Origin of the sequence: Sphingobacterium thalpophilum (genome assembly GCF_038396785.1) — a bacterium.
Lineage (GTDB): Bacteria > Bacteroidota > Bacteroidia > Sphingobacteriales > Sphingobacteriaceae > Sphingobacterium > Sphingobacterium thalpophilum_A.
This window is the reverse complement of sequence record NZ_CP151087.1, coordinates 3,059,068-3,083,913: the sequence shown is the minus strand read 5'-3', so window position 1 is coordinate 3,083,913 and position 24,846 is coordinate 3,059,068. Positions and strand designations below refer to the sequence as shown.

24 protein-coding genes and 1 riboswitch are annotated in these 24,846 nt (G+C 38.5%); of the genes, 11 read left to right on the top strand and 13 right to left on the bottom strand.

Going from position 1 to position 24,846, the window contains the following annotated elements:
- Position 1 precedes the first annotated feature (1 nt).
- The 5 genes from AACH28_RS13685 to AACH28_RS13665 all read right to left on the bottom strand — a co-directional run bounded on the left by AACH28_RS13685 (position 2) and on the right by AACH28_RS13665 (position 4,254).
- Positions 2 to 2,119 carry a flotillin family protein gene (locus tag AACH28_RS13685; RefSeq protein WP_341830739.1) on the bottom strand — a complete coding sequence of 706 codons (2,118 nt, stop codon included), beginning with the start codon at positions 2,117 to 2,119 and terminating at the stop codon, positions 2 to 4.
- Between the two features lie 115 nt (positions 2,120 to 2,234).
- Positions 2,235 to 2,960 (bottom strand): OB-fold-containig protein, encoded by a 726-nt coding sequence (locus AACH28_RS13680; protein ID WP_313188298.1) that lies wholly within the window; start codon positions 2,958 to 2,960, stop codon positions 2,235 to 2,237.
- 11 nt (positions 2,961 to 2,971) lie between these two features.
- On the bottom strand, positions 2,972 to 3,166 hold the full coding sequence (locus AACH28_RS13675; RefSeq protein ID WP_088160062.1) for a DUF4177 domain-containing protein: 195 nt from the start codon (positions 3,164 to 3,166) through the stop codon (positions 2,972 to 2,974).
- Complete coding sequence (locus AACH28_RS13670) at positions 3,153 to 3,860, bottom strand: PspA/IM30 family protein (RefSeq protein WP_341830738.1); 708 nt, start codon at positions 3,858 to 3,860, stop codon at positions 3,153 to 3,155. Before AACH28_RS13670 ends, AACH28_RS13675 begins: the two co-directional genes overlap by 14 nt.
- A gap of 4 nt (positions 3,861 to 3,864) precedes the next feature.
- Positions 3,865 to 4,254 (bottom strand): YbjN domain-containing protein, encoded by a 390-nt coding sequence (locus AACH28_RS13665; RefSeq protein WP_046674974.1) that lies wholly within the window; start codon positions 4,252 to 4,254, stop codon positions 3,865 to 3,867.
- Positions 4,255 to 4,345: 91 nt separating this feature from the next.
- Between AACH28_RS13665 and AACH28_RS13660 the strand changes: the two genes are divergently transcribed.
- Positions 4,346 to 5,005 (top strand): helix-turn-helix domain-containing protein, encoded by a 660-nt coding sequence (locus AACH28_RS13660; protein WP_070561585.1) that lies wholly within the window; start codon positions 4,346 to 4,348, stop codon positions 5,003 to 5,005.
- A gap of 432 nt (positions 5,006 to 5,437) precedes the next feature.
- Positions 5,438 to 5,845 (top strand): hypothetical protein, encoded by a 408-nt coding sequence (locus AACH28_RS13655; RefSeq protein ID WP_115047011.1) that lies wholly within the window; start codon positions 5,438 to 5,440, stop codon positions 5,843 to 5,845.
- A gap of 52 nt (positions 5,846 to 5,897) precedes the next feature.
- Here AACH28_RS13655 and AACH28_RS13650 read toward each other — a convergent pair whose 3' ends face one another.
- Positions 5,898 to 6,293 (bottom strand): single-stranded DNA-binding protein, encoded by a 396-nt coding sequence (locus AACH28_RS13650; RefSeq protein ID WP_070561582.1) that lies wholly within the window; start codon positions 6,291 to 6,293, stop codon positions 5,898 to 5,900.
- A 174-nt stretch (positions 6,294 to 6,467) separates the two neighbouring features.
- On the opposite strand from AACH28_RS13650, the gene AACH28_RS13645 reads away from it, so the two are divergent.
- A complete protein-coding gene (locus AACH28_RS13645; protein ID WP_341830737.1) occupies positions 6,468 to 6,833 on the top strand; it encodes a hypothetical protein in 366 nt (121 codons plus the stop codon).
- 31 nt (positions 6,834 to 6,864) lie between these two features.
- On the opposite strand, the gene AACH28_RS13640 is transcribed toward AACH28_RS13645, so the two are convergent.
- Positions 6,865 to 7,455, bottom strand: a complete 591-nt coding sequence (locus AACH28_RS13640; protein WP_341830736.1) for a helix-turn-helix transcriptional regulator — start codon at positions 7,453 to 7,455, stop codon at positions 6,865 to 6,867.
- A 422-nt stretch (positions 7,456 to 7,877) separates the two neighbouring features.
- Here AACH28_RS13640 and AACH28_RS13635 point away from each other — a divergent pair, with 422 nt between their 5' ends.
- Positions 7,878 to 8,408: a hypothetical protein gene (locus AACH28_RS13635; protein WP_341830735.1), complete on the top strand. Its 531-nt coding sequence runs from the start codon at positions 7,878 to 7,880 to the stop codon at positions 8,406 to 8,408.
- A gap of 100 nt (positions 8,409 to 8,508) precedes the next feature.
- On the opposite strand, the gene metE is transcribed toward AACH28_RS13635, so the two are convergent.
- The 3 genes from metE to AACH28_RS13620 all read right to left on the bottom strand — a co-directional run bounded on the left by metE (position 8,509) and on the right by AACH28_RS13620 (position 13,814).
- Entirely contained in the window at positions 8,509 to 10,821 is a 2,313-nt protein-coding gene (gene metE, locus AACH28_RS13630) for a 5-methyltetrahydropteroyltriglutamate--homocysteine S-methyltransferase (protein ID WP_120333103.1), read from the bottom strand.
- A 78-nt stretch (positions 10,822 to 10,899) separates the two neighbouring features.
- Positions 10,900 to 11,003: riboswitch (SAM riboswitch) on the bottom strand.
- Between the two features lie 186 nt (positions 11,004 to 11,189).
- Entirely contained in the window at positions 11,190 to 11,879 is a 690-nt protein-coding gene (locus tag AACH28_RS13625; RefSeq protein ID WP_172840643.1) for a response regulator transcription factor, read from the bottom strand.
- 102 nt (positions 11,880 to 11,981) lie between these two features.
- On the bottom strand, positions 11,982 to 13,814 hold the full coding sequence (locus tag AACH28_RS13620) for a HAMP domain-containing sensor histidine kinase (RefSeq protein WP_341830734.1): 1,833 nt from the start codon (positions 13,812 to 13,814) through the stop codon (positions 11,982 to 11,984).
- A gap of 379 nt (positions 13,815 to 14,193) precedes the next feature.
- Here AACH28_RS13620 and AACH28_RS13615 point away from each other — a divergent pair, with 379 nt between their 5' ends.
- Positions 14,194 to 14,523: a hypothetical protein gene (locus tag AACH28_RS13615; protein WP_341830733.1), complete on the top strand. Its 330-nt coding sequence runs from the start codon at positions 14,194 to 14,196 to the stop codon at positions 14,521 to 14,523.
- Positions 14,524 to 14,569: 46 nt separating this feature from the next.
- Here AACH28_RS13615 and AACH28_RS13610 read toward each other — a convergent pair whose 3' ends face one another.
- From AACH28_RS13610 to AACH28_RS13600, 3 genes are all read right to left on the bottom strand, one after another.
- A complete protein-coding gene (locus AACH28_RS13610; protein WP_286736520.1) occupies positions 14,570 to 15,463 on the bottom strand; it encodes an IS1595 family transposase in 894 nt (297 codons plus the stop codon).
- Between the two features lie 82 nt (positions 15,464 to 15,545).
- Complete coding sequence (pyk, locus tag AACH28_RS13605; RefSeq protein WP_088160071.1) at positions 15,546 to 16,973, bottom strand: pyruvate kinase; 1,428 nt, start codon at positions 16,971 to 16,973, stop codon at positions 15,546 to 15,548.
- A gap of 134 nt (positions 16,974 to 17,107) precedes the next feature.
- Entirely contained in the window at positions 17,108 to 17,602 is a 495-nt protein-coding gene (locus tag AACH28_RS13600; RefSeq protein ID WP_232475665.1) for an IPExxxVDY family protein, read from the bottom strand.
- Positions 17,603 to 17,889: 287 nt separating this feature from the next.
- Here AACH28_RS13600 and AACH28_RS13595 point away from each other — a divergent pair, with 287 nt between their 5' ends.
- The 6 genes from AACH28_RS13595 (at position 17,890) to AACH28_RS13570 (ending at position 24,539) form a co-directional block, all read left to right on the top strand.
- Positions 17,890 to 18,126: an acyl carrier protein gene (locus AACH28_RS13595; protein WP_028070665.1), complete on the top strand. Its 237-nt coding sequence runs from the start codon at positions 17,890 to 17,892 to the stop codon at positions 18,124 to 18,126.
- A gap of 27 nt (positions 18,127 to 18,153) precedes the next feature.
- Entirely contained in the window at positions 18,154 to 19,407 is a 1,254-nt protein-coding gene (gene fabF, locus AACH28_RS13590) for a beta-ketoacyl-ACP synthase II (RefSeq protein WP_120333106.1), read from the top strand.
- 84 nt (positions 19,408 to 19,491) lie between these two features.
- Complete coding sequence (rnc, locus tag AACH28_RS13585) at positions 19,492 to 20,232, top strand: ribonuclease III (protein WP_341830732.1); 741 nt, start codon at positions 19,492 to 19,494, stop codon at positions 20,230 to 20,232.
- Between the two features lie 24 nt (positions 20,233 to 20,256).
- Complete coding sequence (gene hisS / locus AACH28_RS13580) at positions 20,257 to 21,639, top strand: histidine--tRNA ligase (RefSeq protein ID WP_341830731.1); 1,383 nt, start codon at positions 20,257 to 20,259, stop codon at positions 21,637 to 21,639.
- A 243-nt stretch (positions 21,640 to 21,882) separates the two neighbouring features.
- Entirely contained in the window at positions 21,883 to 22,878 is a 996-nt protein-coding gene (gene pdhA, locus AACH28_RS13575) for a pyruvate dehydrogenase (acetyl-transferring) E1 component subunit alpha (RefSeq protein ID WP_341830730.1), read from the top strand.
- 29 nt (positions 22,879 to 22,907) lie between these two features.
- Entirely contained in the window at positions 22,908 to 24,539 is a 1,632-nt protein-coding gene (locus AACH28_RS13570; protein WP_341830729.1) for a 2-oxo acid dehydrogenase subunit E2, read from the top strand.
- The last annotated feature ends 307 nt before the right edge of the window (positions 24,540 to 24,846 follow it).

Genomic DNA, 24,846 nt, shown 5'->3' with positions numbered 1-24,846 from the left:
ATTACGACAACTTTTTATTGGATATGCCCAAGTTTTTCGCCAATCCGAACAAAGAATTGATAAAGCTTTTGTCTTCGCCATTTTCAGCGTCAGTCGCCGCTTGTTGGAGTTTAATCAATGCTGCTGAAACTGTGAGGTTCTTTATATCGTTTGTGGAAATTCCATATTTATCGGCTAATCCACGCACCTTCTCTGCAAGGTCTCCTTGTCCATCTGGACCTATCAGTGAATTCTTAATAGCTGTGGCATGTTTAGAGTTGTCAATCAAGTGATCAAAACCTTTGGAATTGGAAACTTGACGGACGATATTCTCAAAGAACATGGTTTCGCCACCAACGATATCTATTTTTGCCGTTTTAAGTGCTTCCGACAATACGCCAGCTTGTGCTTGAGCAATGTCTTTTTGGATATTGATGTGTGCGAGTTCAATATCACGTTCTTTTTGCAATTGCAATTTGAACTCTTCGTGATCTCTGCCCACACCATCCAATTTCTTCATCGCCTCAGCTTTCTCTTCGATACCTTTTGCTTCAGCAAGTGCTTTCTCACGAACAACTTCTGCCTGTGCTAAGCCCTCTTTACGCATTGCTTCAGCTTTCTTCTCGATCACATTAGCTTCAACGGTACCTTGTTTTTCTTCGGCTTCGGCTTTTGCAACCATTACTTCAGCTTCGGATAAGCCAAGCGCGGCTTCTTCTTTGGCTTGTGCTTCAGCAATAATCTTACGACTTTCGGCTTCCTTCAGCGATGCTTCTTTTTTCGCTTCAGCATCTATCAATAATTCCTGAGCACGTTTTTCGGCAATTTTACGAGCCGCCTCTGCATCGATTACCTTTTTCTCCGCTTCCTGCTCGGCTGCGATTTTTGCAGCTTCGGCCGCCTTAACAGTGGATATTAATTTTTCTTCTGCTTCTTGTGATGCCGCGATAACACCCGCTTGTTTCTTTCGTTCTACTTCACGGAATACTTCGATGTCTCGGACGCCTTGTTGCTCTTCAATAACCCCTTTCTCCAATTGTACGCGTTCCTTGATAACCCCTTGGATACTTTTCTTCTCCGTCTCGATAGAGCGTTCTTTGTCGATCTGAGCCAAGGTAACAATGCGCTCACGTTCTGTTTGTTCCAAGGCACGGTCTTTCTCTACGCGCTCTGCTTCAACAGCATCCGTGCGCTGCTTGTTTTTCTCAGCAATGATGATCTGGCGCAGCTTATTTTCTTCCTGTACTGCCAGTTGCTCTTCGGTAGAAATACGGACACTTTCATATTTTAAGCGCTCTTCTTCACGTACCTTTGCTATTTCTGCTTCTTCACGTGCTTTGATGTTATCAATTTCCCGTTTTTGCTTTTCTTCTTTTTCGGCAAGCTGACGGTCTAGTTCTAGAATAGCTTCCCGTGCTTCCACGTTTTGTTTTTTGATTAATTTCTCCTCATCACGACGGATAAAATTGGCATTGATATTTTGTTTTGCCGTTAGCTCCGTTATTTTTTTAATGCCCTCACTGTCTAAGATATTGTTTGGGTTGAGATGCTCAATATCGGTCTGCTCAAGATAGTCGATTGCACGGTCATCTAGAATATAACCGTTCAGGTCAGTTCCGATGATATCCAAAATTTCGTCGCGAAATTCCCGACGGGCTTCATACAATTCGATGAAATCAAATTTCTTACCGACTGTTTTTAGGGCCTCGGAGAATTTAGATTCAAAAATGCTTTTTAATGTTTCCGGCTCACTTGCACGATCACAACCTAAATTTTGGGCAACATTGATCACATCATCCACACTTTTATTAACGCGAACGAAGAAAGCAACTTTGATATCTGCACGAATATTATCCTTGCAGATCAAACCTTCACCTTGCATACGGGCAATCTCAATTTTTTTGATTGAGATGTCCATGATCTCCATCTTGTGAAATACAGGTACAACATACATTCCTTTGTTGAATGCTACCTTTGTACCACCAACACCAGTACGGACAATTGCTTTCCCTTGTGGAATTTTCTTATAGAATGCACTCAATACAACAAAGAATGCAAAAATTAAAAAGACAGCCAATCCGACAATTAAAAGTATAATTCCGTTTAAGCCACTTAGAAATAAAAGAGGTTGATATAGCATATGATTTGTATTTATTTAGATTTTAATAGTTGGGTTTACGATTAGGATTTAAAGGAATAAAGACCCGTTCTTTTCGGACAGTTGTTTAGGTGTCGAGTCTTTTCTTCTTTTTTCATTAAATATTGTCTATCGTGATTTCTTTGGTCACATAATAATATTTCTTGTCCTTGGATTCGTCAACAATAATGACATCGTCTCCGTAGCCTATTTTCTCCCCATTGTGGCTGACAACATTGAGGCGAATCGGGTCCTGTTGGATGATAAATTCGGCAGAACCTATTTTCTTGCCTTCAATACTGGCTCTCATTTTACCCATGCGACCAAGAAAATCGTGACTTTCTTCGCCATTGTAACCTATAGTTTTAAACATTTTAGCTAAGGGTTTGGTCAGAAAATGCATTAATATAAATGTAACAATGAAAACGGGGATTAGGATTAATACAGACTTTATTCCCCATGAAGCAACGTCGATAAAGAGCGAGGAAACAATGGTAATTATCCAGCCTATAAATTTGAATAGTGTTACAATAAGCATGATGGGTACTTTGCCAACATTGATGTAATCCATTGCTTTTGCAAAGAAACCAGGTTCTGTATTAGCGTCCGTATCCGTATGATGATGGTGAGCATGGTCGGCCCCCTCAGTTGCGATATCATGTGATCCATCAACGTCCGTGACATCAGGTGTGGGATGGAGGTCTATATCTGCATCGGCATCAAAGAGATGTACTCCATCACCCATCAGAAACATAAATAACCAATACACTACAGACATGCCCGTTAAGACTGTCATAATTCCATTGGATAATGGATTAAATAAGATATTGATTAGTTCTGTCATCGTGTTATTGTTTAAATTTTCTCCCTTTTGAATGTGTAATGGAACGACCAGGAACTGCCATTGACCTCAAGGTCCTGCATGGTTACCAATTCCCAGCCTTGATTTCCAAGATCATTTAAGATTTCATCAATTTTTTCGGGATCCAACTTTGTTCCCCAGAAACCCTTAGGTTCAATTTTTAGCGTTTTATACTCAAATCTTTTCATCACTATTTAATTTTCTTTTTAGTTCTTCTAATTCGTTGTTGACGGCTTCAGACCCGCCGATGGTCTCGTTAATCTCATCAACTTTACTTTTGTTGCCTAGTGCAATCTCGCCATAGGCCTTCGCTAGGGCCTCGTCTTCCTCGACTTTCTCTTTCATACGTTCTAACATGGAAATCGTACTATTTGAATCGATATTCGCGAGCTGCCGATTGACCATTTTAGCTGCGTTAGAGACCTTTACACGTGCCTTTAATGTGGAGAGTTCACCTTCCCATTTCGATATATTGAATTTGAGAATGTCTACATTTTTGTGTAGCTCATCGGCTGAACTTTGATGAATCACGGCTTGTTTCTCCAATTCACTAGCTTCGATTAATAACTGTTTTTTCAGCAACAGCGCTTCTTTTGCCAGACCTTCGGCCTTTTCTGCCGTTAGCTCTCCCTTTTGTGCCTTTTGGAGTAATAGAATAGCTTTGTTATCAAATTCATTGGCTTCTTCTTTTTTCTTTTCACAATTGTTTTGGGTACGTATGGCTAAGGCCTTCACTTTAGCATAGGCTTCCAACGATTGTTCCAGGTCCTCTTTCATCTCACGGATACCCTGTTCCGTCATTTTGATGGGGTCTTCCATTTTGTCCACGACTGCGTGGATCTCTGCTTGACCGATTCTGAAAATTCTCTTAAAAATATTCATTATTCTATAATTTTGAAAAACTTATTAACTGATTATAATATTCACTCATCAACAGACTCAGCGAATTGATGGCTGCATCGAATTCGTTCTGGTCGAGATTATGTATTTGTAACGTATACCGAAATATAACTTTGGTACCATCTTCCGTTAACGCAAATCCGCCGTGGATAATATCTCTATTTTTTATCAATAGTGATTTGAACATATCCATGGTGTCATTGCTGATTGTAAAAAGGTATTGCTCAAAAATCAGGATGGGTTGGGCAATGCCTACGATGAGGTTGCGAATTCCGTCATCTTCATTTTCGATGACAAAGATTCCTTCTTTTGTATCCTTATGGGTGATGGTGTAACCGATATTGGCGATATAATTTTCAATTTTTGAGAAGTACATAATCAAGTTTTTTATATATTGCACATATTCTTTGCATAAAGGTAATAAAAATGCAAAAATATTTTGCAATAAATATTCAATTTTTTTTAAAATGAGCAACGTAGGCAACAATATTAAGAAATTAAGAAAAGTGAAAGGAATGAGTCAACAGGCATTTGGGGATATTTTTAATCTTACTAGAGGTAATATTTCGTCTTACGAAGAAATGCGTGCAGAGCCAAAAATTGAGATTGTTCTAAAGATTGCAAATTATTTTGGCATTCCTGTGCAGCATCTTATTGAAAAAAATCTATCTGTCAATGAAATTCTTAATTTCAATGATTATTTTGATCCAAATGTTTCTCTTATTGGACGTAAAAGATTGTTACAAATCCCGCTGCTGGAACGAGATGGTATTTTTGAGGCGGGTAGTTATTTTTCGAAATTAGAAGAGCTTCCAATAATTGAATTTCCTTTGCAAAGTAGGAACCGCCTCATCGCAATCGAATACGCTGACGCTATTCCGGTGCCGAGTGATTTTTTGGCTGGCCCTCAATCCATTTTATTTTTTGAAGAGGTAGATGTTCAGAGCCTACATACGTTGGATAAAGCATTTGGTTTGTATTTTTCCGAAGAAGAGTTCTTTATTGGAAAATACAGTTTGCAGGAAAAGGAGATTAGTTTAGCCTTAAATGCCTGGAAGAAGATTGATCTCACTATGGGGGAGAAAGCATATTTCTGGAAATTGTATGGCAGGTTTGAGCGAATCTAATTGCGAGGAACTTTTTCCTATTGTTTATTCGGTTTTGCCGGTATCGGGCGTATTTCCATGTTGTTATCATATCCGTGGTTAATTATGTAATTGCAGTCCATTTACAAGGTATTAACAAGGGATTTGCAGGGGCTTACCCTTGTAATACCCCTAATATGTACGGCCTTGGAGTTGATCTGATGTTGACTTGCCTACAAGAAAAGAAGACTCCTAACTCAGGCCTGCAGAATGTGAGTGTCCACAAAAAATTTCGTAGAGTCGGGCATTGTAATTAAATTAGTTCGATAATAAAGTAACGTTACAAAAAGGTAGGGTTGTGATTAAGATGATGGTGAACTTGTCGATCCGATAAAACTAGAGTGATTTATTTAGCTTTAGAACAACACGCATAAACGAATAAATGACCAGACTTAAAAAACTAAATTTAAATAAATGAAGAAAGTAGCCTTATCAGCATTAATTGCTGGATTTTTTGTTATTTCCTGCAATAATTCCACGACTAAAAAAGTCGAAGTAAAAGATACAACTGCCGCTATTGACTTAAAAAAAGATACGGCCGAAACGTCGGTAGAAAATAGCGGTGGCGAAGTGCCAATACCGAAATTTAGTTCTGCTGAGACACAAAAATTGGCGGAGGATTATACAAAATATATCAAAGAATTTATCGCTGTTGCTAAAAGCGGCGATGTTGTTAAACTCAAGGAGCTTGCAGCGAAGCGACAGGAATGGGCAGCCAAAGAAACTGAAGCTGTTGCTAAGTTTACGCCAGAAGATGCTAAATTATGGAAGGCTTATGCAGAGAACCTAGGAAGAGCGTTGACTGCAAGCCTGACAAAATAAGTTGGAAACAATCGACGAGGTAGGGGCTTGAAAACCTACCTCGTTGATCATACTAGAAAGGCAGATCGTCTTCATTTTCATCTGGAGGTGTTGGGATGTCATCTTTGGCACCGTTCGAATCAGATAAAATCATAAAATTATCTACTTTAATTTCTGTGACATATTGTTTTACCCCATCTGCGTTCTCATAGTTACGATAGGTGAGTTTGCCTTCAACCATGAGTTTGGTCCCACGTTGGCATTTCTTTTCAATGGTATTGTTTTGCTTACCCCAAACCACGAGTGTATGCCATTGAACTTCTTCAACCCATTCACCGGCTTTGTTCTTGAAAAGATCATTGGTGGCGAGACGTAATATGGAGTAATTGGTGCCAGTGGAAGTTGTTTTGATTAACGGGTCGTTTCCTAAATGCCCAACCAATTGTACTTTGTTGCGTAATGTGCTCATGTGTCTAATTTTTAAAAGTTTTTAATAATTCTTATTTTAGTTGATGGTCATTGGCTATGAACGCCGAATGATCTTAAGCAAAGGTGGGGCGGGGAAATAATTATAGTCGTCTATTTACCATTTGTATTCGACTATAGTCGATTGTAACCGTTTGTTGTCGTTTAATCTTCCGTTATGAGTGCTGTCGAAAAAGTCTGCCTTGAATGTGGCAAAGTAATATATGGCCGTTCGGACAAGCGATTTTGTGATGATGCTTGCCGGAACGCCTATAACAATAAATTAAATAGCGACCAGACCAATATGGTGCGCAATGTGAATAATATTCTGCGAAAAAACCGCCGTATTTTATTGGAAGCGTTGAGTGGGGAGGGTATGATCAAGATACAGCGGGAAAAGTTAAAGCGGTTGGGATTTGATTTTAAGTTCCATACACATACTTTTTCCAATAACAAGGGACAGACCTATAACTTTATTTATGAAATGGGCTATCTGTTGCTGGAGAATGATTGGGTATTGATCGTTCAAAAGAAACCGCTATGATTTTGAACGCGACAAATTCATTTGTATTGGTTTAGTTTGCAGCACTGAGCTTGGCCTTCCTTATTGCGATATAATTAAAAATAGTGAAGGTTAGAATCAATATGTAGTAGCATACTGGGATGAGTAAAAAATAGGCGCTATTGAATATATCGCTTAAAAAAGACGGTAGTGAAATCTTAAAAAAATCTGCAATAATAATATAGCCTATAAAACTTCCGAGAAAAAATAGTCCAACAGCATGTATTACAATTATTTTTTTTAGGTGCTTACTGTATAAGGCGTCTTTATTTTGCTTCGTATAGCCCATAATCGCTGGGACCAATAATCCTAATAATGGATTGACCAGAAAGGTGAGCGATGCTAAATATAGCGCTTTAATACTTCCTGTTTGATTGTTGTCGATACTGATTTGATTTACATTTGGCATAATGAGTTGTTCTAAAGGTATTTCCAAGATTTGACTGATCTGTTTGAGACTAAATCCACTGATTTCTTCAGTGCCTTTTTCGATGCGTTGCACTGTTCTTAGCGATACACCCGCCTGATCGGCGAGTTCCTGCTGCGTTAGTCCCTTACGTTTTCTTGATAGTTTGATTAATTGATTAGCTGATTGACTTTCCATAGTCTAAAGATGGGGAAATAGTCGTTGAATTTTAGCAAAATTGATGCGACAATAATATGCCAATATCGTGCTTTAAGATATAACGGGTTAATAATCAAAAGTTTTTGGGAATTTGGTAAATATTTTGAATCTTTGCAATTTAACAGAGTAATTAATAAAAACGGAAGAATATGTGTGCAATATTAGAAAATCCCGCTTCGTCCACAGAGAAGATTCTCGGGAATATTCTTCGGAATACGGCCCTTTCCTAATCTTCTTTCTTAATACGTTAAGTAACCTACGTTGATATTGGCTAAAAATTGGCTCTCTAAATGGTGGCCCACTGTTCCAATATGCTTAGCTTATGATGGAGTTTTAAAAATCCAGCTGCCTTCGAGGGTATTGTGAAAGCTGGATATGAATGTTATGTTTTAGAAAATTTTATGAATTCAGTAAATAAATATGTCCTTCAGGCACTGGATAACTATCCTATGTATTTGGAGGAGACCATGGAATCCTTATCTTATGCGCTGTCTTATGATGAGTCCAATACAATGGCGCTGTGTTTGATGGGAAGAGTTCATGCCGAACAGCTATTGGATTATGAGCAGGCAAAAAGATATTTCCAGGAAGCTTTGGTGCATAATGTGCAGGCATTGGAAGTATATCCTTATTTCATTCAGACGCTGATTGATATGGGGGAGTATGAAGCTGCAAAAAAGACGATTAAATTTGCTTTGACACTTCCGGCGATGCCCTTGACAGGGATATGGATCAAGAAAGCACTTCTATTTGAAAAATTGAGAAAATACAAAAAGGCATTGAAGGCGTTAAAGATGGCAAAACTTGAAAATGTTGATCTTGATTTTTCGTCAAGCCTGAAGTCGATTGAAGATCGGATTAAGGGGAAACAGGAAATTAAGAACGGGAAAGAAAAGGAAAACAAGAAAGAAAAGAAGAACACCCGAAAATAGTCTTACATTATCCGGATGACGGTTTTTGTTTCGAACCAAGGTCCAATAAAGAAGCCCTAGATGAAATTTCATCTAGGGCTTTATCAATATAGTTTAAGAATTATTCTGCTCTTAAGATTTTCGCAGCCTCAACCATCGACTCTAAAGCCGCTTTGGTTTCTGGCCAAGCACGAGTTTTTAAACCACAGTCAGGGTTAACCCAAAGTTGTTCTGCTGGAACTACTGCTTTTGCTTTACGCAATAGATCTACCATCTCATCTTTGCTTGGAACACGTGGTGAGTGAATGTCATAAACACCTGGACCAATATCGTTTGGATATTTGAAATCACCGGCGAAAGCATTCAACAATTTCATTTGAGAACGTGAAGTCTCAATCGTGATGACGTCAGCATCCATTGCAGCGATGTCTTCGATTACATTATTGAACTCAGAGTAACACATGTGTGTGTGAATCTGTGTATCGTCTTCTACATTTGATGAAGAAACACGGAAAGCACGTACTGCCCAGTTCAAGTAATCTTTTTGATCAGCTTTACGTAGCGGCAATCCTTCGCGGATTGCTGGTTCATCGATTTGTATGATTTTGATACCTGCTTTTTCCAGCGCTTGTACTTCATCCAAGATCGCCAATGCAATTTGGTAAGTCGTTGTTGAACGCGGTTGATCATTACGTACAAAAGACCATTGTAAGATGGTAACTGGACCAGTCAACATACCTTTAACCGGACGGTTAGTCAATGATTGAGCGTATGAAGACCAACGGACAGTCATATCTTCAGGACGGTATACATCACCATAGATAATCGGAGGTTTTACACAACGTGAACCGTAAGATTGTACCCAGCCGTTTTGTGTGAAAGCGTAACCAGCCAATTGTTCACCGAAGTATTCAACCATGTCGTTACGTTCGAATTCGCCATGTACTAATACGTCGATATCCAATTGCTCTTGAAGACGGATTGTGTTTTCAGTTTCTTCTGCGATTGCTTTATCGTACTCTGCCTGCGTGATAGCACCTTTTTTCAGGTCTGCTCTCCATTTACGAACATCTTTCGTTTGCGGGAATGAACCAATAGTTGTGGTAGGGAATGCCGGCAAGTTGAACTTCGCTTGTTGCGCTGCTTTACGGTCAGCAAATGCTGAAGTACGTTTCGCATCGTCATCAGTGATATTGCTTGTACGTGTTTTAACCTCTGGTTTGTGGATCAGTGGAGAAGTACGACGGCTTTCAGCGGCAGCTTTGTTCGCTTCGAAGCGTTTTGCTGTTTCAGCATCAACTTCACCTTCTGCTAATACGGCTAAGTCTTTTACCTCAGCTAATTTTTGTTTAGCAAATGCTAACCAGTTTTTTACTTCAGCTGGTAGCGATTGCTCATTGTGTTCATTGTCTAAGTCGAAAGGAACGTGCAACAATGATGAAGAAGGAGCTACCCATACACGGTCTTTTCCTAATGCATCAACAGCTTGTTTGATTTTAACCAATGATTTTTCGTAATCATTTTTCCAGATGTTACGGCCTTCAACAATACCCAAAGATAATGTTAATGAAGCAGGAACTTTAGCTAGTACCGTATCCAATTGGTTTTCACCGCGTACCAAATCCAAATGTAAAGCATGGATAGGTAGGTTAACTGCGATATCTTCGTTGTCTTTTAAAGCTTCGAAGTAAGTCGTCGCGATTAATTTGATATTTTTTGCTGCTGCAGCTAATTTTTCGAAAGTAGGTTGATATAAAGCTTTTACTTTAGCATCTAAATCCAATGCTAAGAAAGGCTCGTCAATCTGAACATATTGCGCACCGGCCTCAGCTAGTTTAGCTAATATTTGCTCATATACTGGAACAAGTTTATCCAATAAATCGATGCGGTCGAAGCCAGCTTCTTTTTCTTTACCGATCAAAAGGTAAGTGATAGGACCTAATAGAACTGGTTTAGTATCGATGCCCAATGATTTTGCTTCGTTATATTCATTTAAGAATTTTTCGGACGTCAATTTGAATTCTTGATCTTTTGTGAATTCTGGCACCATATAGTGGTAGTTGGTATCCAACCACTTGGTCATTTCCATTGCAGTCACGTCGATTCCTTCTTGTTGGAAACCACGCGCCATGGCAAAATATAGATCTAAGCTGTAATTGTTGTCTACTTTATTCAATAAAGAATGGTAACGAGCAGGAATTGCACCAACAGTAAGGGTTAAATCCAATACTTGATCGTAAAAAGAGAAATCATTGGAAGGGATCAAATCTATTCCAGCATCTTTTTGTGTTTTCCAATTGCCTTCACGAATTTTTTTTGCTGTGTCCAATAATTCCTCAACAGAAGATTTTTTAGCCCAATAGGCCTCATTGGCTTTTTTCAATTCGCGGAACGCGCCCACACGAGGGTAACCTAAATTGTTAGTCAATAACATAATGAATGTTTTTAATATTTCTTTTTCAACTATATTTCTTGCTAGAGAGAGAAGGACACACTAGAATTCGGTGACTTCGGCTTATCATTCCCATATCAAGTAGGGTAGAATTTAGCACCTTGTCAAGGGACAGGTTGCTAAGGCTTCATCGGGTCTATTCCCTCTGCCTTTCTCTATAAGCGACGCTAAGTTAGAACATTTCTTTTTGAAATGCAAATTTTTTATAAAAGTGCGTCAATTTTTTATATTCTACTAAGGATAAAATTGTTTTGTTCTTTTCTTTTCATCCGTGATTTAGTGTATGTCATGTTTCAATACGCTGTGTAGCATAAAAAATGGGGAATGACTGTTTCTCATTCCCCATTCTTTTAGCTCACCAAAAGTTTGTAACCTTTTCCGTGCACATTGACAATTTCAACTTTACTATCTTCTTTTAGATATTTACGAAGTTTACTGAGAAATACATCCATACTTCTACCCGTAAAGTAGTTGTCATCATGCCAAATTTTTAATAAAGCTTCTTCCCGGGTCAGCACATCATTTTTCTTTAAACAAAGCAAGCGCAGTAGTTCCGCTTCTTTAGTGGATAGTTTTTGCATCTGTCCTTTGTAAGAAATTTGCTGACTTGTATAATCAAAGAAATAATCGCCAATTTCAAATTTATCGGCAACCACTTCCTCTTCTTTGTCTCGAACACTGCGTTTCAGCAAAGCATTGATGCGGAGCAATAATTCCTCTACTCGAAAAGGTTTTGTGATATAATCATCTCCCCCTAATTCAAAGGCTTCGGTTTTATCTTCCATCATCCCCTTTGCTGTGGCAAAGATAATAGGAACAGTATTGTTTGTTTTTCTGATTTCACGCCCCACTGTAAATCCGTCCTTTTTTGGCATCATGACATCGAAAATACAGAGGTCGTAGTTATTTTTTTTGAATTGAGAAATCGCTTCATCTCCATCCGTGCATAATGTGACGTCAAATTTTCCCTTTAATTCGAGATAGTCTTTTAAAAGATCCCCCAAATTAGGATCATCTTCTGCTAATAATATCTTTTGCATAATGATTATATTAATTTTCACCAATGTCCCTTGATGCTGATAAATCAGCTTTCCTCAACCTTTGAAATTTTTTAAAGAGGAAATATACAAAAAAGGAACGTTTTATTTTTTAATAGGCAAAATTACTTCAAAGGTCGTGCCCTTATCTTTTTCACTTTTAACTGTAATTTTTCCGTTCAGCCTTCTCAGGATGTCCTGTACATAACTTAAGCCAAGACCAAATCCTTTGACATTATGAACATTTCCAGTTGGAATACGGTAGAACTGGTCGAAAATCTTTTGCAGGTGATCCCGACTCATCCCAATACCGTTGTCGGCAATGGTGATAACAATGGTATCACCAACATTTTTTGAATTGATGTTGACATGTAAATCTCCTTTGCTGTACTTGATGGCATTATCCAATAAATTGTAAAATACATTCGAAAAATGTAACTCATCACCGACGACAATATCCTTGGTCGCTGCGAGATCTATACTGAATTTCCCACCAATATTCTGCATGCGTAGCTGCATGCTGTCCGTTACTGCAGAAACAAGATCATTAATATGCACATCCACCTGGTCTAACTTTAATGTTTCCTTTTCCAATCGGGCTAGGTCAAGCACACGTTCGATGTGATTTCCGAGTCTAACATTTTCGTCGTAGATGATATTAGCCAATTTCTGAACGCGCTTATGGTCGGCATTGATGTCTGGATCTTTAAGTGACTCGCTGGCAATCATAATTGTTGCAACAGGTGTTTTAAACTCATGCGTCATGTTGTTGATGAAATCTGTTTTCATTTCCGAAACTTTCTTTTGTCTGAAGATGATAATCAGTGTATAAGCAAAACAACCCACCAACAAGAAAAGTAGTGCCAGCATAGGTAGTAACAGATAGCCCATATTATCTGCGATTATCGCCTTTTTATTGGGAAAATAGATTGTTAATTTCCCTGGCGCAGCACCGATATCACCTTTAAAAAGTGCGGTCGAGTATTTTGTTGTATTTGTCGGGTTATTTAGAGCGGCTTCGTTTAAAATATTATTTAGTAATATATTGTTTGTACTCCATATTTCAATATTAAAAGGAGCTTTAATATCGCGTTGAGCCAACTCTTCTTTGATAAGTTCTTGGACGATGATAACATTCAACCGATCCTTTAACGGACGCTTTGCTAGCTCCATTCCAATAGCAACATCTTCGATGTAATCTGCCTTTTTACCACCGAGCATAGCAACGGAGTCGTAAACGTTGAAACCGGACCAAGAATTCTTTCTGTTTAGCACATCGAGCCTTTTTTCCAAATCAGAGATGGTTTTTGCAAGTTTTGCATTCTCTCTTGGTGGTAAGGTGGCTACTCTGAATTTTGTCTGTTGATTGACCAATGGGTCCATTAGGGGGATAACAAACCGTGTGCTATCGTCTTTTCCACTAATCTGATCATCTACCTTCGATGCATTTAACATGATAAAAGCTTGCACCAGATTATCGTCGGTAAGCTCATTTGAAACAGAAAATTTGATAAATTTCTGGTACTCCGGTCTTTTGATGTATGTTTCGTAAAAGGAATTTTTGATTTCAATTACATTTGGATACAAAGCACGTAATTGGTCTTCTTGCTCTTTGAAGTTTGAGAAAACAACATGTTGTTTGTTTTTTAATTCTTCAATTCTATATTGGATTTCAAGTTGCTCGGCCAACAGACGTTGTTTGGCCTGTTCCTGCTTGGATTTTTCAATGTTACGTTCCTGTTGAACTTTAGCAAAGTCGACCACCTCCCGTCGTTCAAGTTTTCCGGCAACAGCTGTAATCGCAGCATTGACGGACTCATCAAATAATTGGGATTTTTGACGATATGAATCTCTCAGAAAATAGAATTGCATCGCCAATACCCCAATTAGAGCTAGAGACATCAGTCCAATGATTAATACAATGCTATTTTTCTTCATTAGGGTTGGGTGTTAAATAAATGTATTTTGAATATATCACAAAGTTTATAGCACTCAGTTTATTTACCTTTTGCGTACCCATCCCTTATACCATGTGAGTGGCCATTTAAGGTCCGGTAGCTCATATTTTCTTAAATTGTTACAAATATAAAGATGCTAATGTGTTTTGAAGCTGTTTTAACAATGTTTAACAGCAATCTGTTTAAATATAGGTGCTGTTGTTTGTAAATTAGTGAATAGAAATAAATTATATGCTGAATTGGCCTATTGATAAATTAAATCTACGCAGTTGAGTCTGCTGCTGTAGAAGTGAATAAGCCGAGTATAACGTGTTCATTGGTGAAAATGAGTGCAAATACTCTTTAACAACTATATAAAAATGAAAAGCTACTTATTATTATTGGTATTATCTTCGCTAGGCACGATTGCTTTGGGGCAGGTAAAGGTAAAGCCGCAGATTCCTTTGATGGAAGAAAAGGAAGCAAAGATGCCCGTCCTAAAATTGGATTCTTCAGATGAAAAGTATCATATGCCCATTAAGAAGCCAAATCGTGTGGACGGTCTAGCTCCGATGCCAGGAACGGAAAAAATGCCCAAAGGTGATGAGAAAGAAAACAATCTCCCGTTTAGGCGCTTGAATGATTCGCTAAAGGTGAAGGACTTTAAATTAAAAATCGACTCCTTGTATCCAAACAAGCAAAAAAAATAGCGTTCTAGATAGAACGCTATTTTTTTTGCTTTATTGACCTATTCCTTTAAGCAATAATCATATTATATTGTTCTGGTTTATGGCAGATCATCCGATATACTAGGTTGTCAAAAATATTCCCTTTCATAAAACTTCTGTTGAATCGATAGGTATATTCATTAATATATTCCTGTAGATCTCCAACGTGATGGTACATTCCTCTCAACCAGCTTTTAAAGGTCATGATAACCCTGTGTAGTTCTGGGAAGTTCTCACCTTTCTTACCAGATTTGACACGCTCCATATTTTCGAAATCTTTCAATATCGGCTTATAACCTGTCCATTTGTCGGTGGTCACCTTAGCCTGTGGCTCTATGTTTTGCTTCATGAAGCTACCTAAGTTGATCGCATCGGCTTTGTCTATCACCTTGGCGTAAAAGCGCGAAACTCCGTTGCCTTTCTTTTCTATAGCAACCACCACAAGCTTCTTCTTTCCTTTTTTACGTCCTTTGGAATTTTCATCCTGACCGCCAACAAATGTTTCGTCAACTTCCACAACTCCACGCAAAGGAAATTTACCGCTGCTCTCCATCGCTTTCATCACTTTGCGTTTGAATAACCATGCTACTTTTTGCTTGATCCCTAACTTCCTGCCAAGCTCGGTACTGGCAATACCCTTTTTGTTTGTACTTATGAAGTATACTGCGTAAAAGGCTTTAACTAAAGGAAACTTAACCTTATGGAATAGGGTGCCTGCTGTAGGAGATTCCAAATAACGGCAGCGATTGCACTGACGGTCATGCTCTTTTATTCCCTTGCAAAAACTCCCGTAACCACATTTCTTACATTTGTAACCATCTTGCCATTTCAAAGCCGATAAATAAGCTAAACAATCAGCATCACTGCTAAATTGCGACTGAAAATCGAACAAACTCAACTCTTTTTCTTTATTGCCTACCATACCTAAATTTAATCACCTAAAGATAAGAAAACTAAATTATTTAGCAAAAGGATAGGTCAATTGCTTTAATCCTTATTGTCCATTATAGCTGGGAAACACGGATTGTATTTGTTTTGCCTTTTTCGATTAACGGTGTTGAAGCTGTATTGATAATGATAGATCCAGGTTTAACGTAGTTATTTTTTATAATAAATTTGTTAACATCATGGATAGATCCATCCGTGCTTTCGAACTTGTCGTAGATAAATGTTTTTACTCCCCAAAGTAGGCTGAGTTGTTTCAGCAATTTTTGTGTTCCTGTGAAAACTAAGATATCTACATTTGGTCTATAACTTGTAATTTCAAACGCTGTTGCACCAGATGATGTCAATACCGCAATTGCAGATGCATTTGTTTTTTGAGCAAGGTAAACCGAAGAAGCGCAAATCGCATCCGGAATAAGTGTTCCGTCGTGGATTTCACTAACTTTCTCATTATAATAAGGATAAGAAGTTTGTTCCACGTGGATAATGATTTTGCTCATTGTTTCGATAACGATTTCAGGGAATTCACCGACTGAAGTCTCGCCACTTAACATCACAGCATCCGCTCCATCCAATACGGAGTTGGCTACGTCATTTACTTCAGCACGTGTAGGACGTGGTGTAGTGATCATACTTTCCAACATCTGTGTCGCAATGATCACTGGTTTTGAAAGATCTCTACATTTCTGTACGATGATCTTTTGAAGTCCTGGTACCTCTTCCATTGGAAGCTCAACACCCAAATCTCCACGAGCAACCATAACAGCATCTGTAGCTTCGATAATTGCATCAATATTTTCAATCGCTTCTGGTTTTTCAACTTTTGCGATTACACGTGCATGGCTTCCTTTTGCTTCAATGATTTTTTTACATTGAAAAATATCTTCTGCCGAACGGACGAAAGACATAGCGATCCAGTCTGCACCATGATCCAAGGCAAAATTCAAGTTGTCTAAATCTTCTTCGGTCAACGAAGGGATCGATACTTTGGTGTTTGGTAAGTTAACGCCTTTACGTGAAGTAAGGACACCTCCGTGTACAACTTCACAGGTAACAGTGTCTTTATGATTGGTCTCTAAAACACGAAGTTGAAGTTTTCCGTCATCAAGTAAAATGATTTCGTTGGCTTCAACATCGTTTGGAAAGTTTTCGTATGTAATGTAGATTCTGTTTTCGTCTCCGATAAGTTCGTGTGTTGTGATTTCAACTTTTGAACCATTCACGAGAACAGCGCCACCTTCTTTCATTTTTCCGATCCTAATTTTTGGACCTTGTAAATCGGCTAAGATGGCAACATTGAATCCTGTTTCATTATTTATTGCATTTATAGTTTCGATTACCTTAAGGTGATCTTCCTGGCTGCCATGAGAGAAATTCAACCGGCACACATCAACCCCTTTGGCAATCATGTTGGTCAAAACTTGTTTGTCTGCCGAGGCAGGGCCTAATGTTGCGACAATTTTAGTCCTTTTTTGAACTTTTTCCATCTGTTATTTTGTATTTTAAATGTTCTTCATTAATCACAACAAATAGCTCACTATATTGTTGTGTTTTGTCAAAACTAAATCGAATTAATTTAGATCTAAACTGGGGTGTATTTGCTACACTAACCTACAGTTTGCTAAAATATGAGATTTTCTTTAGATTTCAATATTTTTGGTGATATTTCTTTTGCAATGACGACTTCGGGTAATTTGCTGATCCTTTTGATAATATGTTCCACGTCATCCTCACAGATGTAGTTTTTGATAATGATAAAAAAATCAAAGTGGGGGTTTTCGGGAATTAAATAAGTTCCTTCGATGCTCTTATTGTTGATAAGAAAATATTCCGTATCGGCATCGGGGATAAGGTAATGAAAAGCAGTGAAGTGGTAGCTTATTTTTTTCTTTGTGTCAAAGATAATATGATATTCAAGTTCTTCTTCGGGTTTGTTTTTTTGTCGGCCATCATGGTCGTATTTACTTTCTTTTCCTCTGGAAAAATTCAGATTAGTCTCCTTGTTGATGAAATGGCAGAGTCGGTAATCTTTCAGAGAACAGGTAATGGCGAGTAGGGTAAAATCCAACTCTTCGTCCATATCCATATCTAATCTTGCTACTAACTTATTGACCACTTTAATGCTTAAATATATGCTCCTCTGCTAACGAAGGTACTAATAAATTTAAGGCTGGAATATACTTTTTGTGTAAAATTTGAGTTAATTAGCTGAGCGTTTGGAATACAAAATATTTTTTGTTATACTTGAACTAAGTTAATATAGAGTGGGTTAGCTAGTATAAGACGCGAATAAGTTCGGTCGCCTAACGTGGTGACTTTCATCTAAATATCAATTTAGGTTTGAATTTTGATGAAATTTATTTTTCTTTGCACAGATTTATTAAACAATTAAACTATAAAATCATGTCAGATATCGCTTCAAGAGTAAAAGCAATTATCGTTGAAAAATTAGGTGTTGACGAAAACGAAGTAACACCAGAAGCTTCATTCACTAATGATTTAGGTGCTGATTCACTTGACACTGTTGAGTTGATCATGGAGTTTGAAAAAGAATTCAACGTTGCTATTCCTGATGATCAAGCAGAGACTATTGGTACTGTTGGTCAAGCAATCGCTTATTTAGAAAAAAACGTTAACTAACTAATTTAATTAGGCTAATCGTAATAAATGGAGCTTAAAAGAGTAGTAGTAACAGGATTAGGCGCCCTTACACCAATTGGAAATACCGTCTCAGCTTACTGGGAGGCGTTAATAAATGGTGTAAGCGGAGCTGCTCCTATTACGCATTTTGATGCGTCAAAATTCAAGACTCAGTTTGCATGTGAGGTAAAGGGGTTTGATCCGCATGAATTTATGGATCGTAAGGAAGCTCGTAAAGTCGATCCTTTTGTCCAGTATGCAATTGCGTCAACAGATGAGGCAATTAAAGATGCTGGCTTAGATTTTGAAAAATTAGATACAAATCGTATCGGAGTAATTTGGGGCTCAGGAATAGGGGGGTTAACAACTTTCACTGAAGAAGTTGCAAACTTTGCAAAGGGAGATGGAACACCTCGTTTCAATCCTTTCTTCATTCCTAAGATGCTCGTTGATATTGCTCCAGGACATATTTCAATGCGTCATGGTCTTCGTGGGCCTAACTTTTCTGCCGTATCGGCTTGTGCCTCGGCTACCAATGCAATGATAGATGCTTTTAACTATATCCGTATGGGCAAAGCTGATGTGATTGTTACGGGTGGATCAGAAGCTACAGTCAATGAGGCCGGAATTGGTGGGTTCAATGCTATGCATGCTTTGTCAACTAGAAATGACGACCCTAAAACAGCCTCACGTCCTTTTGATAAAGATAGAGATGGTTTTGTTTCGGGAGAGGGTTCAGGTGCCTTGATCTTAGAAAGTTTGGAGCATGCCTTAGCACGTGGAGCAAAAATCTATGCAGAGATTGCAGGGGGTGGAATGAGTGCTGATGCACATCATATCACAGCATCGCATCCTGAAGGATTGGGCGCAAAATTGGCTATGACAATGGCTGTAAATGATGCAGAGATGGATTTTTCAGATATTGATTATATCAATGTTCATGGGACTTCTACACCGGTGGGTGATATTAGTGAAACTAAGGCTATTGTTGACCTGTTTGGTGAACATGCCTATAAACTGAATATCAGTTCAACTAAATCAATGACAGGTCACCTTTTGGGTGCTGCAGGAGCTATAGAAACTATCGCTTCTATATTGGCTGTTCAAAATGATATTGTCCCTCCGACAATCAATCACTTTACAGACGATCCGGAAATTGATAACAACTTGAATTTTACATTCAACAAGGCGCAAAAACGTACAGTTAATGCGGCGTTGAGCAACACTTTCGGTTTCGGTGGGCATAATGCTACCGTTATTGTGAAAAAATATAAAGCTTAATGTTTGATCCTTCAAACATGGTTTGATAATATGAGCTAGCGACAGGTTCTTTAACTAGGACTTGTCGCCTTATTTTTAGAAGAGATGCCTTTTGCAAGGATATATAAATTATATTTTTCGCCAGATCGGGAATACGTTAGAAAACTAAAAAACCTGCTTGGATTTGTCCCCGGAAATGTACATCTGTACAAGATGGCTTTTAGACACAAGTCTGTTGCCGTTACAATTAAAGAGGGCGCAAAGAATAGCAACGAACGTTTAGAATTCTTGGGTGATGCTGTTTTGGGTTCGGTTGTGGCTGAACTGTTATTTAAGAAGTATCCTTATAAAGATGAAGGGTTCCTAACTGAAATGCGTTCAAAAATTGTCAGTAGAGCAAACCTAAATCAACTTTCCAGAAAGTTGGGTTTTAATGAGCTTATCCAGTTTGATGCGCGAATGATCAGTTTTCCGAATAAACAGGGATCCTTATTGGGAGATGCTTTTGAGGCATTGATTGGGGCAGTTTATCTAGATAGGGGCTATGTTTTTACCAAGAGCTTTTTGTTGAATCGAATTATTAAACCGCACGTCGATATTCATCTATTGGAACAGACGGAAACAAACTTCAAAAGCCGGTTGATAGAATGGTGTCAGCATACAGGTAAAGAAATCATATTTCAGCAAACAGACAACCCGGAAGGGGAGTCCTCAAAAATGTTTAGCATTGAAGCGGTCGTTGACGGCGTTGTTTGTGGACTTGGCCGTGATTTTAATAAGAAATCTGCAGAGAAATCTGCAGCCGAAAAAGCCTGTGAATTCCTTAAAATTCTGGAAGTAGAATAAAGGATTTTATTAACTTTGCCAAATATGGCAGTAGTAAAACCTTCTTTGGCAAAAGGAACGCGTGATTTTTCACCTTCCGAAATGATCAAACGTAACTATATTTTCGATACACTGAAAACGGTATTCAGAAAATATGGCTATAATGAAATACAGACCCCTTCATTTGAAAATTTGACAACCCTTACCGGTAAATACGGTGACGAGGGTGATAAATTGATCTTTAAGATTCTTAATTCGGGTGATTACTTGGCGAAAGCGCCAGATAACCTGCTTCACGATAAAAATTCCAATAAGCTCATTCCTCATATATCAGAGAAAGCATTACGATATGACCTTACTGTGCCTTTTGCACGTTACGTTGTGATGCACCAAAATGATATTGCTTTACCATTTAAGCGTTTTCAAGTGCAACCCGTATGGCGTGCAGATCGTCCACAGCGGGGAAGATATCGTGAGTTTTATCAATGTGATGTCGATGTTGTGGGCTCGGAAAGCTTACTGAACGAAGCCGAATTTGTCTTGATCTATCAGGAGGCATTTGAACGTTTTGGATTGAAGGATTTCAACATAAAAATCAATAACCGGAAAATTCTCTCCGGAATTGCGGAGATTATCGGCAAGCCTGAGCTTATTGTCGATATGACTGTCGCCATAGATAAACTTGATAAAATTGGTTTGGATGGTGTCAATAAAGAGCTTTTGGAAAGAGGATTTACTGCGGCCGATCTTAATCTATTGAAGCCCATTATTCTATTAGAAGGTACGAATGCAGAGAAACTATCTTCGCTTAAATCTATTCTCGCAGAATCGTCCATTGGTCTGAGTGGTATTACGGAAATTGAAGAGGTCTTCGATTATATAGCCAAATTGACTGGGGATACTGCGCTATTGACACGTATTGTTGATTTGGATATCACATTGGCCCGGGGGCTGAATTATTATACGGGCTGTATTTTTGAAGTCAAAACCAATGAAGTAGCGATGGGAAGTATTGGTGGTGGAGGTCGTTATGACGATCTTACAGGGATGTTTGGTTTGAAAGGACTGACTGGCGTTGGTGTTTCCTTTGGTGCTGACCGTATTTATGATGTCTTGGAAGAATTGAACTTATTTCCGGTAGGCAAAGCTGATTCTACTAAACTTTTAATTGTAAATTTCGCAAAGGAACTTGAAAGTTATACCCTGGGATTGCTCCATAAGCTTCGCAAGGAAAATATAGCTTCGGAACTGTATGCTGCTCCCGTTAAACTGAAAAAGCAAATGGGATATGCGGATAGTAAAGGGATTCCTTATGTCCTGTTGGTGGGTGATGAAGAAGCAGCTTCCGGTCAGTTGTCGTTAAAGAACATGGAAAGCGGGGAGCAGGTGAAGGTGACTGAAACTGAGCTTATCCAAAAACTTAAGTAGAAAACAGTTTGTGTAAAATAGATTAAGCCAAATGATTATTAAGTGCTTTGGCTTTTTTATTTTCATAAGTTTTTGATTTATTTGATTGTGCCTTTCATTTATTTGTTGATAAATGCTATTTACTTTAAATCAAATGTCTTAGAAGTGTCTTAAAGTATAAATAAAATTGATTTTTGGCCAAGGAAATTCGTCCAAAATGATTAGATTTGTAGTCTAGAATAGTAAGAAAATCAAAACTTTGAAATGAGTTCAACACCTATAACAAAAGAGACATATTTGGAGTGGTATAAGTCGATGTTACTTATGCGTAAGTTTGAAGAAAAAACAGGCCAACTTTATGGACAACAAAAGATTCGTGGTTTTTGTCACTTGTACATAGGACAAGAGGCGGTAGTTGCGGGTACGATGTCAGTAATAAAACCTGAGGATTCTTTAATCACAGCCTACCGTGATCATGCTCATGCTTTGGCAAAAGGCGTTTCCGCTAATGCTTGTATGGCTGAGATGTTTGGCAAAATTACAGGTTGTTCTAAAGGTAAAGGCGGATCTATGCACTTCTTCTCGAAAGAGCATAAATTCATGGGTGGCCATGGTATTGTTGGTGGTCAGATTCCTTTGGGCGCTGGTATTGCATTTGCTGAAAAATATTTAGGTACAGATAATGTGAATATCTGTTATATGGGCGATGGAGCTGTACGTCAAGGTGCTTTCAACGAGACCCTTAACATGGCTATGTTATGGAAACTTCCCGTTATTTTCGTTTGCGAAAACAATGGTTACGCTATGGGTACTTCTGTACAACGTACGACGAACATGCAAGATATTTACAAAATGGGCTTAGGTTTCGATATGCCTTCTGCTCCGGTTGATGGAATGGATGTTGTTGCTGTACACAATGCGATGGACGAAGCTGTTCAACGTGCTCGTGCAGGTGAAGGTCCGACATTCCTAGAAATTCGTACGTACCGTTACAAAGGACACTCCATGTCTGATCCAGCTAAATATCGTACGAAAGAAGAACTAGAAGCGTATAAAGACCGTGACCCATTGTTGTCGACTAAACATGCTATTTTAGAAAACAACTATGCAGATGACGCTTGGTTTGCAGAAGTTGAGGCTGATGTGAAAAAGGTCGTTGAGGAGTCGGTGAAATTTGCAGAGGAATCTCCTTATCCAACTGCAGATGAATTGTACAAAGATGTATATGTACAACAAGACTATCCATTTATTTTAGATTAATACTCTTTAACTTGATAATATAATAAAGAATGGCTGAAGTAGTAAGAATGCCGAAAATGAGCGATACAATGACCGAAGGGGTCATCGCGAAATGGCACAAAAAAGTTGGTGATAAAGTAAATTCTGGTGATTTAGTAGCTGAGATTGAAACAGATAAAGCTACGATGGACTTTGAGTCTTACCAAGAAGGAACTCTTTTATATATTGGTCCCAAAGAAGGCGAAGCAGTAGCTATTGATGCTGTTATTGCTGTTTTAGGAGAACCGGGTGAAGATTTTCAAGCATTGTTGAGTGGTGATGCACCTGCTGCTGAAAAAGCACCAGAAAAAACCGAAGAAAAAAAGGCAGAAGAAGTTTCTGGTCCAGAATCTTCGGCTAGTACTGTAACTCCTGAAGAATTGGGATGTACTGTTATTACAATGCCTTTGTTAAGTGATACCATGAAAGAGGGGGTCATTGCGCAATGGAACTTCAAAGTTGGTGATACGATAAAATCTGACGATGCTATTGCTGATGTAGAAACTGATAAAGCGACTATGGAGGTTACAGCTTATGCTGATGGCACCTTGTTATATGTTGGTCTCGAAGCTGGACAAGCTGCAAAGGTAAACGACATCATCGCGATTGTTGGTCCTGCTGGAACTGATATCACACCTTTGTTAAATCAAAAATCTGCACCTGCAAAGGCGGAAACTGCTGAAGCTCCTAAAGCTGATTCAGCTGCTGCTGTAACTGCTGCACCGGTAGCATCGTCTTCAAGTGATGATTCTCGTGTGAAAGCTTCTCCTTTAGCACGTAAAATTGCACAAGAAAAAGGTATCAATTTAAGTGATATCAAAGGTTCTGCAGATGGTGGCCGTATTGTGAAGAAAGATGTTGAATCGTTTGTTCCTGTTTCTGCACAACCTGCGGAGACAAAAGCTGCAGCTGCTCCTGCAACAGAAGCAAAAGCAATCACTTTGCCTACATTTGTTGGTGAAGAGCGCTATACTGAAAAACCAGTTAACCAAATGCGTAAAACTATTGCGCGTCGTCTAGCAGAGTCATTGTTTACAGCTCCACACTTCTATTTGACTGTATCAATTGACATGGACAATGCAATGGCTGCTCGTGCGCAGATCAATGAGGTTGCTCCAGTAAAAGTTTCTTTCAATGATATCGTTGTAAAAGCTGTTGCTGTTGCTTTGAAAAAACATCCTGCTGTAAACTCTTCATGGCAAGGCGATAAAATCCGTTTCAATGAGCATACCAACATTGGTGTTGCAATGGCTGTTGAAGATGGTTTATTAGTTCCTGTTGTGCGTTTTGCAGATGGTAAATCATTGTCACATATCTCTGCAGAGGTGAAAGACTTCGCCCAAAAGGCGAAAGCTAAAAAATTACAGCCTGCGGATTGGGAAGGATCTACATTTACAGTTTCCAACTTAGGTATGTTTGGAATTGATGAATTTACATCCATTATCAACTCGCCAGATGGAGCTATTCTTTCTGTTGGTGCTATTCAAGCAGTTCCTGTAGTTAAAAACGGAGCTGTAGTTCCTGGTAATGTAATGAAAGTGACTTTGGGTTGTGATCACCGTGTGGTTGATGGTGCAACTGGAGCTGCATTTTTGCAAACATTGAAATCTTTGGTTGAAAATCCAGTAAGATTATTAGCATAATCCTTTAATAGAGGAATTAAAAGCCACTTTAGTAATAAAGTGGCTTTTTTTATGGCCTTAATTGATTAAGCTCATTCCACAGGAAAGCTTTTTTTACCGATAATTTCTATCGTTATCCGTTTGGTTGAAGGAAGCACAGGTTGTTCAACGCTATAGTGAAAGAGACGCTGTGCGTAAAAAAGGTAACATATACGATGAATAACAATTATTGTAGGGAAAAATTAGTTTTTTTATACTAAAATCTTCATTTTAGCATTATTATCAGTATGCTGGTCCTTCTATTACGAGCTTCAATAATTTGATATTA

Coding starts and splice junctions, on each gene's coding strand:
- AACH28_RS13655 (WP_115047011.1), top strand. CDS start 5,438: ATGAAGAAAGTAGCCTTATCAGCATTAATTGCTGGATTTTTTGTTATT.
- pdhA (WP_341830730.1), top strand. CDS start 21,883: ATGAGTTCAACACCTATAACAAAAGAGACATATTTGGAGTGGTATAAG.
- pyk (WP_088160071.1), bottom strand. CDS start 16,973: ATGGAAAAAGTTCAAAAAAGGACTAAAATTGTCGCAACATTAGGCCCT.
- AACH28_RS13660 (WP_070561585.1), top strand. CDS start 4,346: ATGAGCAACGTAGGCAACAATATTAAGAAATTAAGAAAAGTGAAAGGA.
- AACH28_RS13685 (WP_341830739.1), bottom strand. CDS start 2,119: ATGCTATATCAACCTCTTTTATTTCTAAGTGGCTTAAACGGAATTATA.
- metE (WP_120333103.1), bottom strand. CDS start 10,821: ATGTTATTGACTAACAATTTAGGTTACCCTCGTGTGGGCGCGTTCCGC.
- AACH28_RS13615 (WP_341830733.1), top strand. CDS start 14,194: ATGAAAAGCTACTTATTATTATTGGTATTATCTTCGCTAGGCACGATT.
- AACH28_RS13620 (WP_341830734.1), bottom strand. CDS start 13,814: ATGAAGAAAAATAGCATTGTATTAATCATTGGACTGATGTCTCTAGCT.
- AACH28_RS13675 (WP_088160062.1), bottom strand. CDS start 3,166: ATGAAAAGATTTGAGTATAAAACGCTAAAAATTGAACCTAAGGGTTTC.
- AACH28_RS13635 (WP_341830735.1), top strand. CDS start 7,878: ATGAATTCAGTAAATAAATATGTCCTTCAGGCACTGGATAACTATCCT.
- AACH28_RS13610 (WP_286736520.1), bottom strand. CDS start 15,463: ATGGTAGGCAATAAAGAAAAAGAGTTGAGTTTGTTCGATTTTCAGTCG.
- AACH28_RS13570 (WP_341830729.1), top strand. CDS start 22,908: ATGGCTGAAGTAGTAAGAATGCCGAAAATGAGCGATACAATGACCGAA.
- fabF (WP_120333106.1), top strand. CDS start 18,154: ATGGAGCTTAAAAGAGTAGTAGTAACAGGATTAGGCGCCCTTACACCA.
- AACH28_RS13680 (WP_313188298.1), bottom strand. CDS start 2,960: ATGACAGAACTAATCAATATCTTATTTAATCCATTATCCAATGGAATT.
- AACH28_RS13595 (WP_028070665.1), top strand. CDS start 17,890: ATGTCAGATATCGCTTCAAGAGTAAAAGCAATTATCGTTGAAAAATTA.
- AACH28_RS13650 (WP_070561582.1), bottom strand. CDS start 6,293: ATGAGCACATTACGCAACAAAGTACAATTGGTTGGGCATTTAGGAAAC.
- AACH28_RS13670 (WP_341830738.1), bottom strand. CDS start 3,860: ATGAATATTTTTAAGAGAATTTTCAGAATCGGTCAAGCAGAGATCCAC.
- AACH28_RS13665 (WP_046674974.1), bottom strand. CDS start 4,254: ATGTACTTCTCAAAAATTGAAAATTATATCGCCAATATCGGTTACACC.
- hisS (WP_341830731.1), top strand. CDS start 20,257: ATGGCAGTAGTAAAACCTTCTTTGGCAAAAGGAACGCGTGATTTTTCA.
- rnc (WP_341830732.1), top strand. CDS start 19,492: ATGCCTTTTGCAAGGATATATAAATTATATTTTTCGCCAGATCGGGAA.
- AACH28_RS13625 (WP_172840643.1), bottom strand. CDS start 11,879: ATGCAAAAGATATTATTAGCAGAAGATGATCCTAATTTGGGGGATCTT.
- AACH28_RS13645 (WP_341830737.1), top strand. CDS start 6,468: ATGAGTGCTGTCGAAAAAGTCTGCCTTGAATGTGGCAAAGTAATATAT.
- AACH28_RS13640 (WP_341830736.1), bottom strand. CDS start 7,455: ATGGAAAGTCAATCAGCTAATCAATTAATCAAACTATCAAGAAAACGT.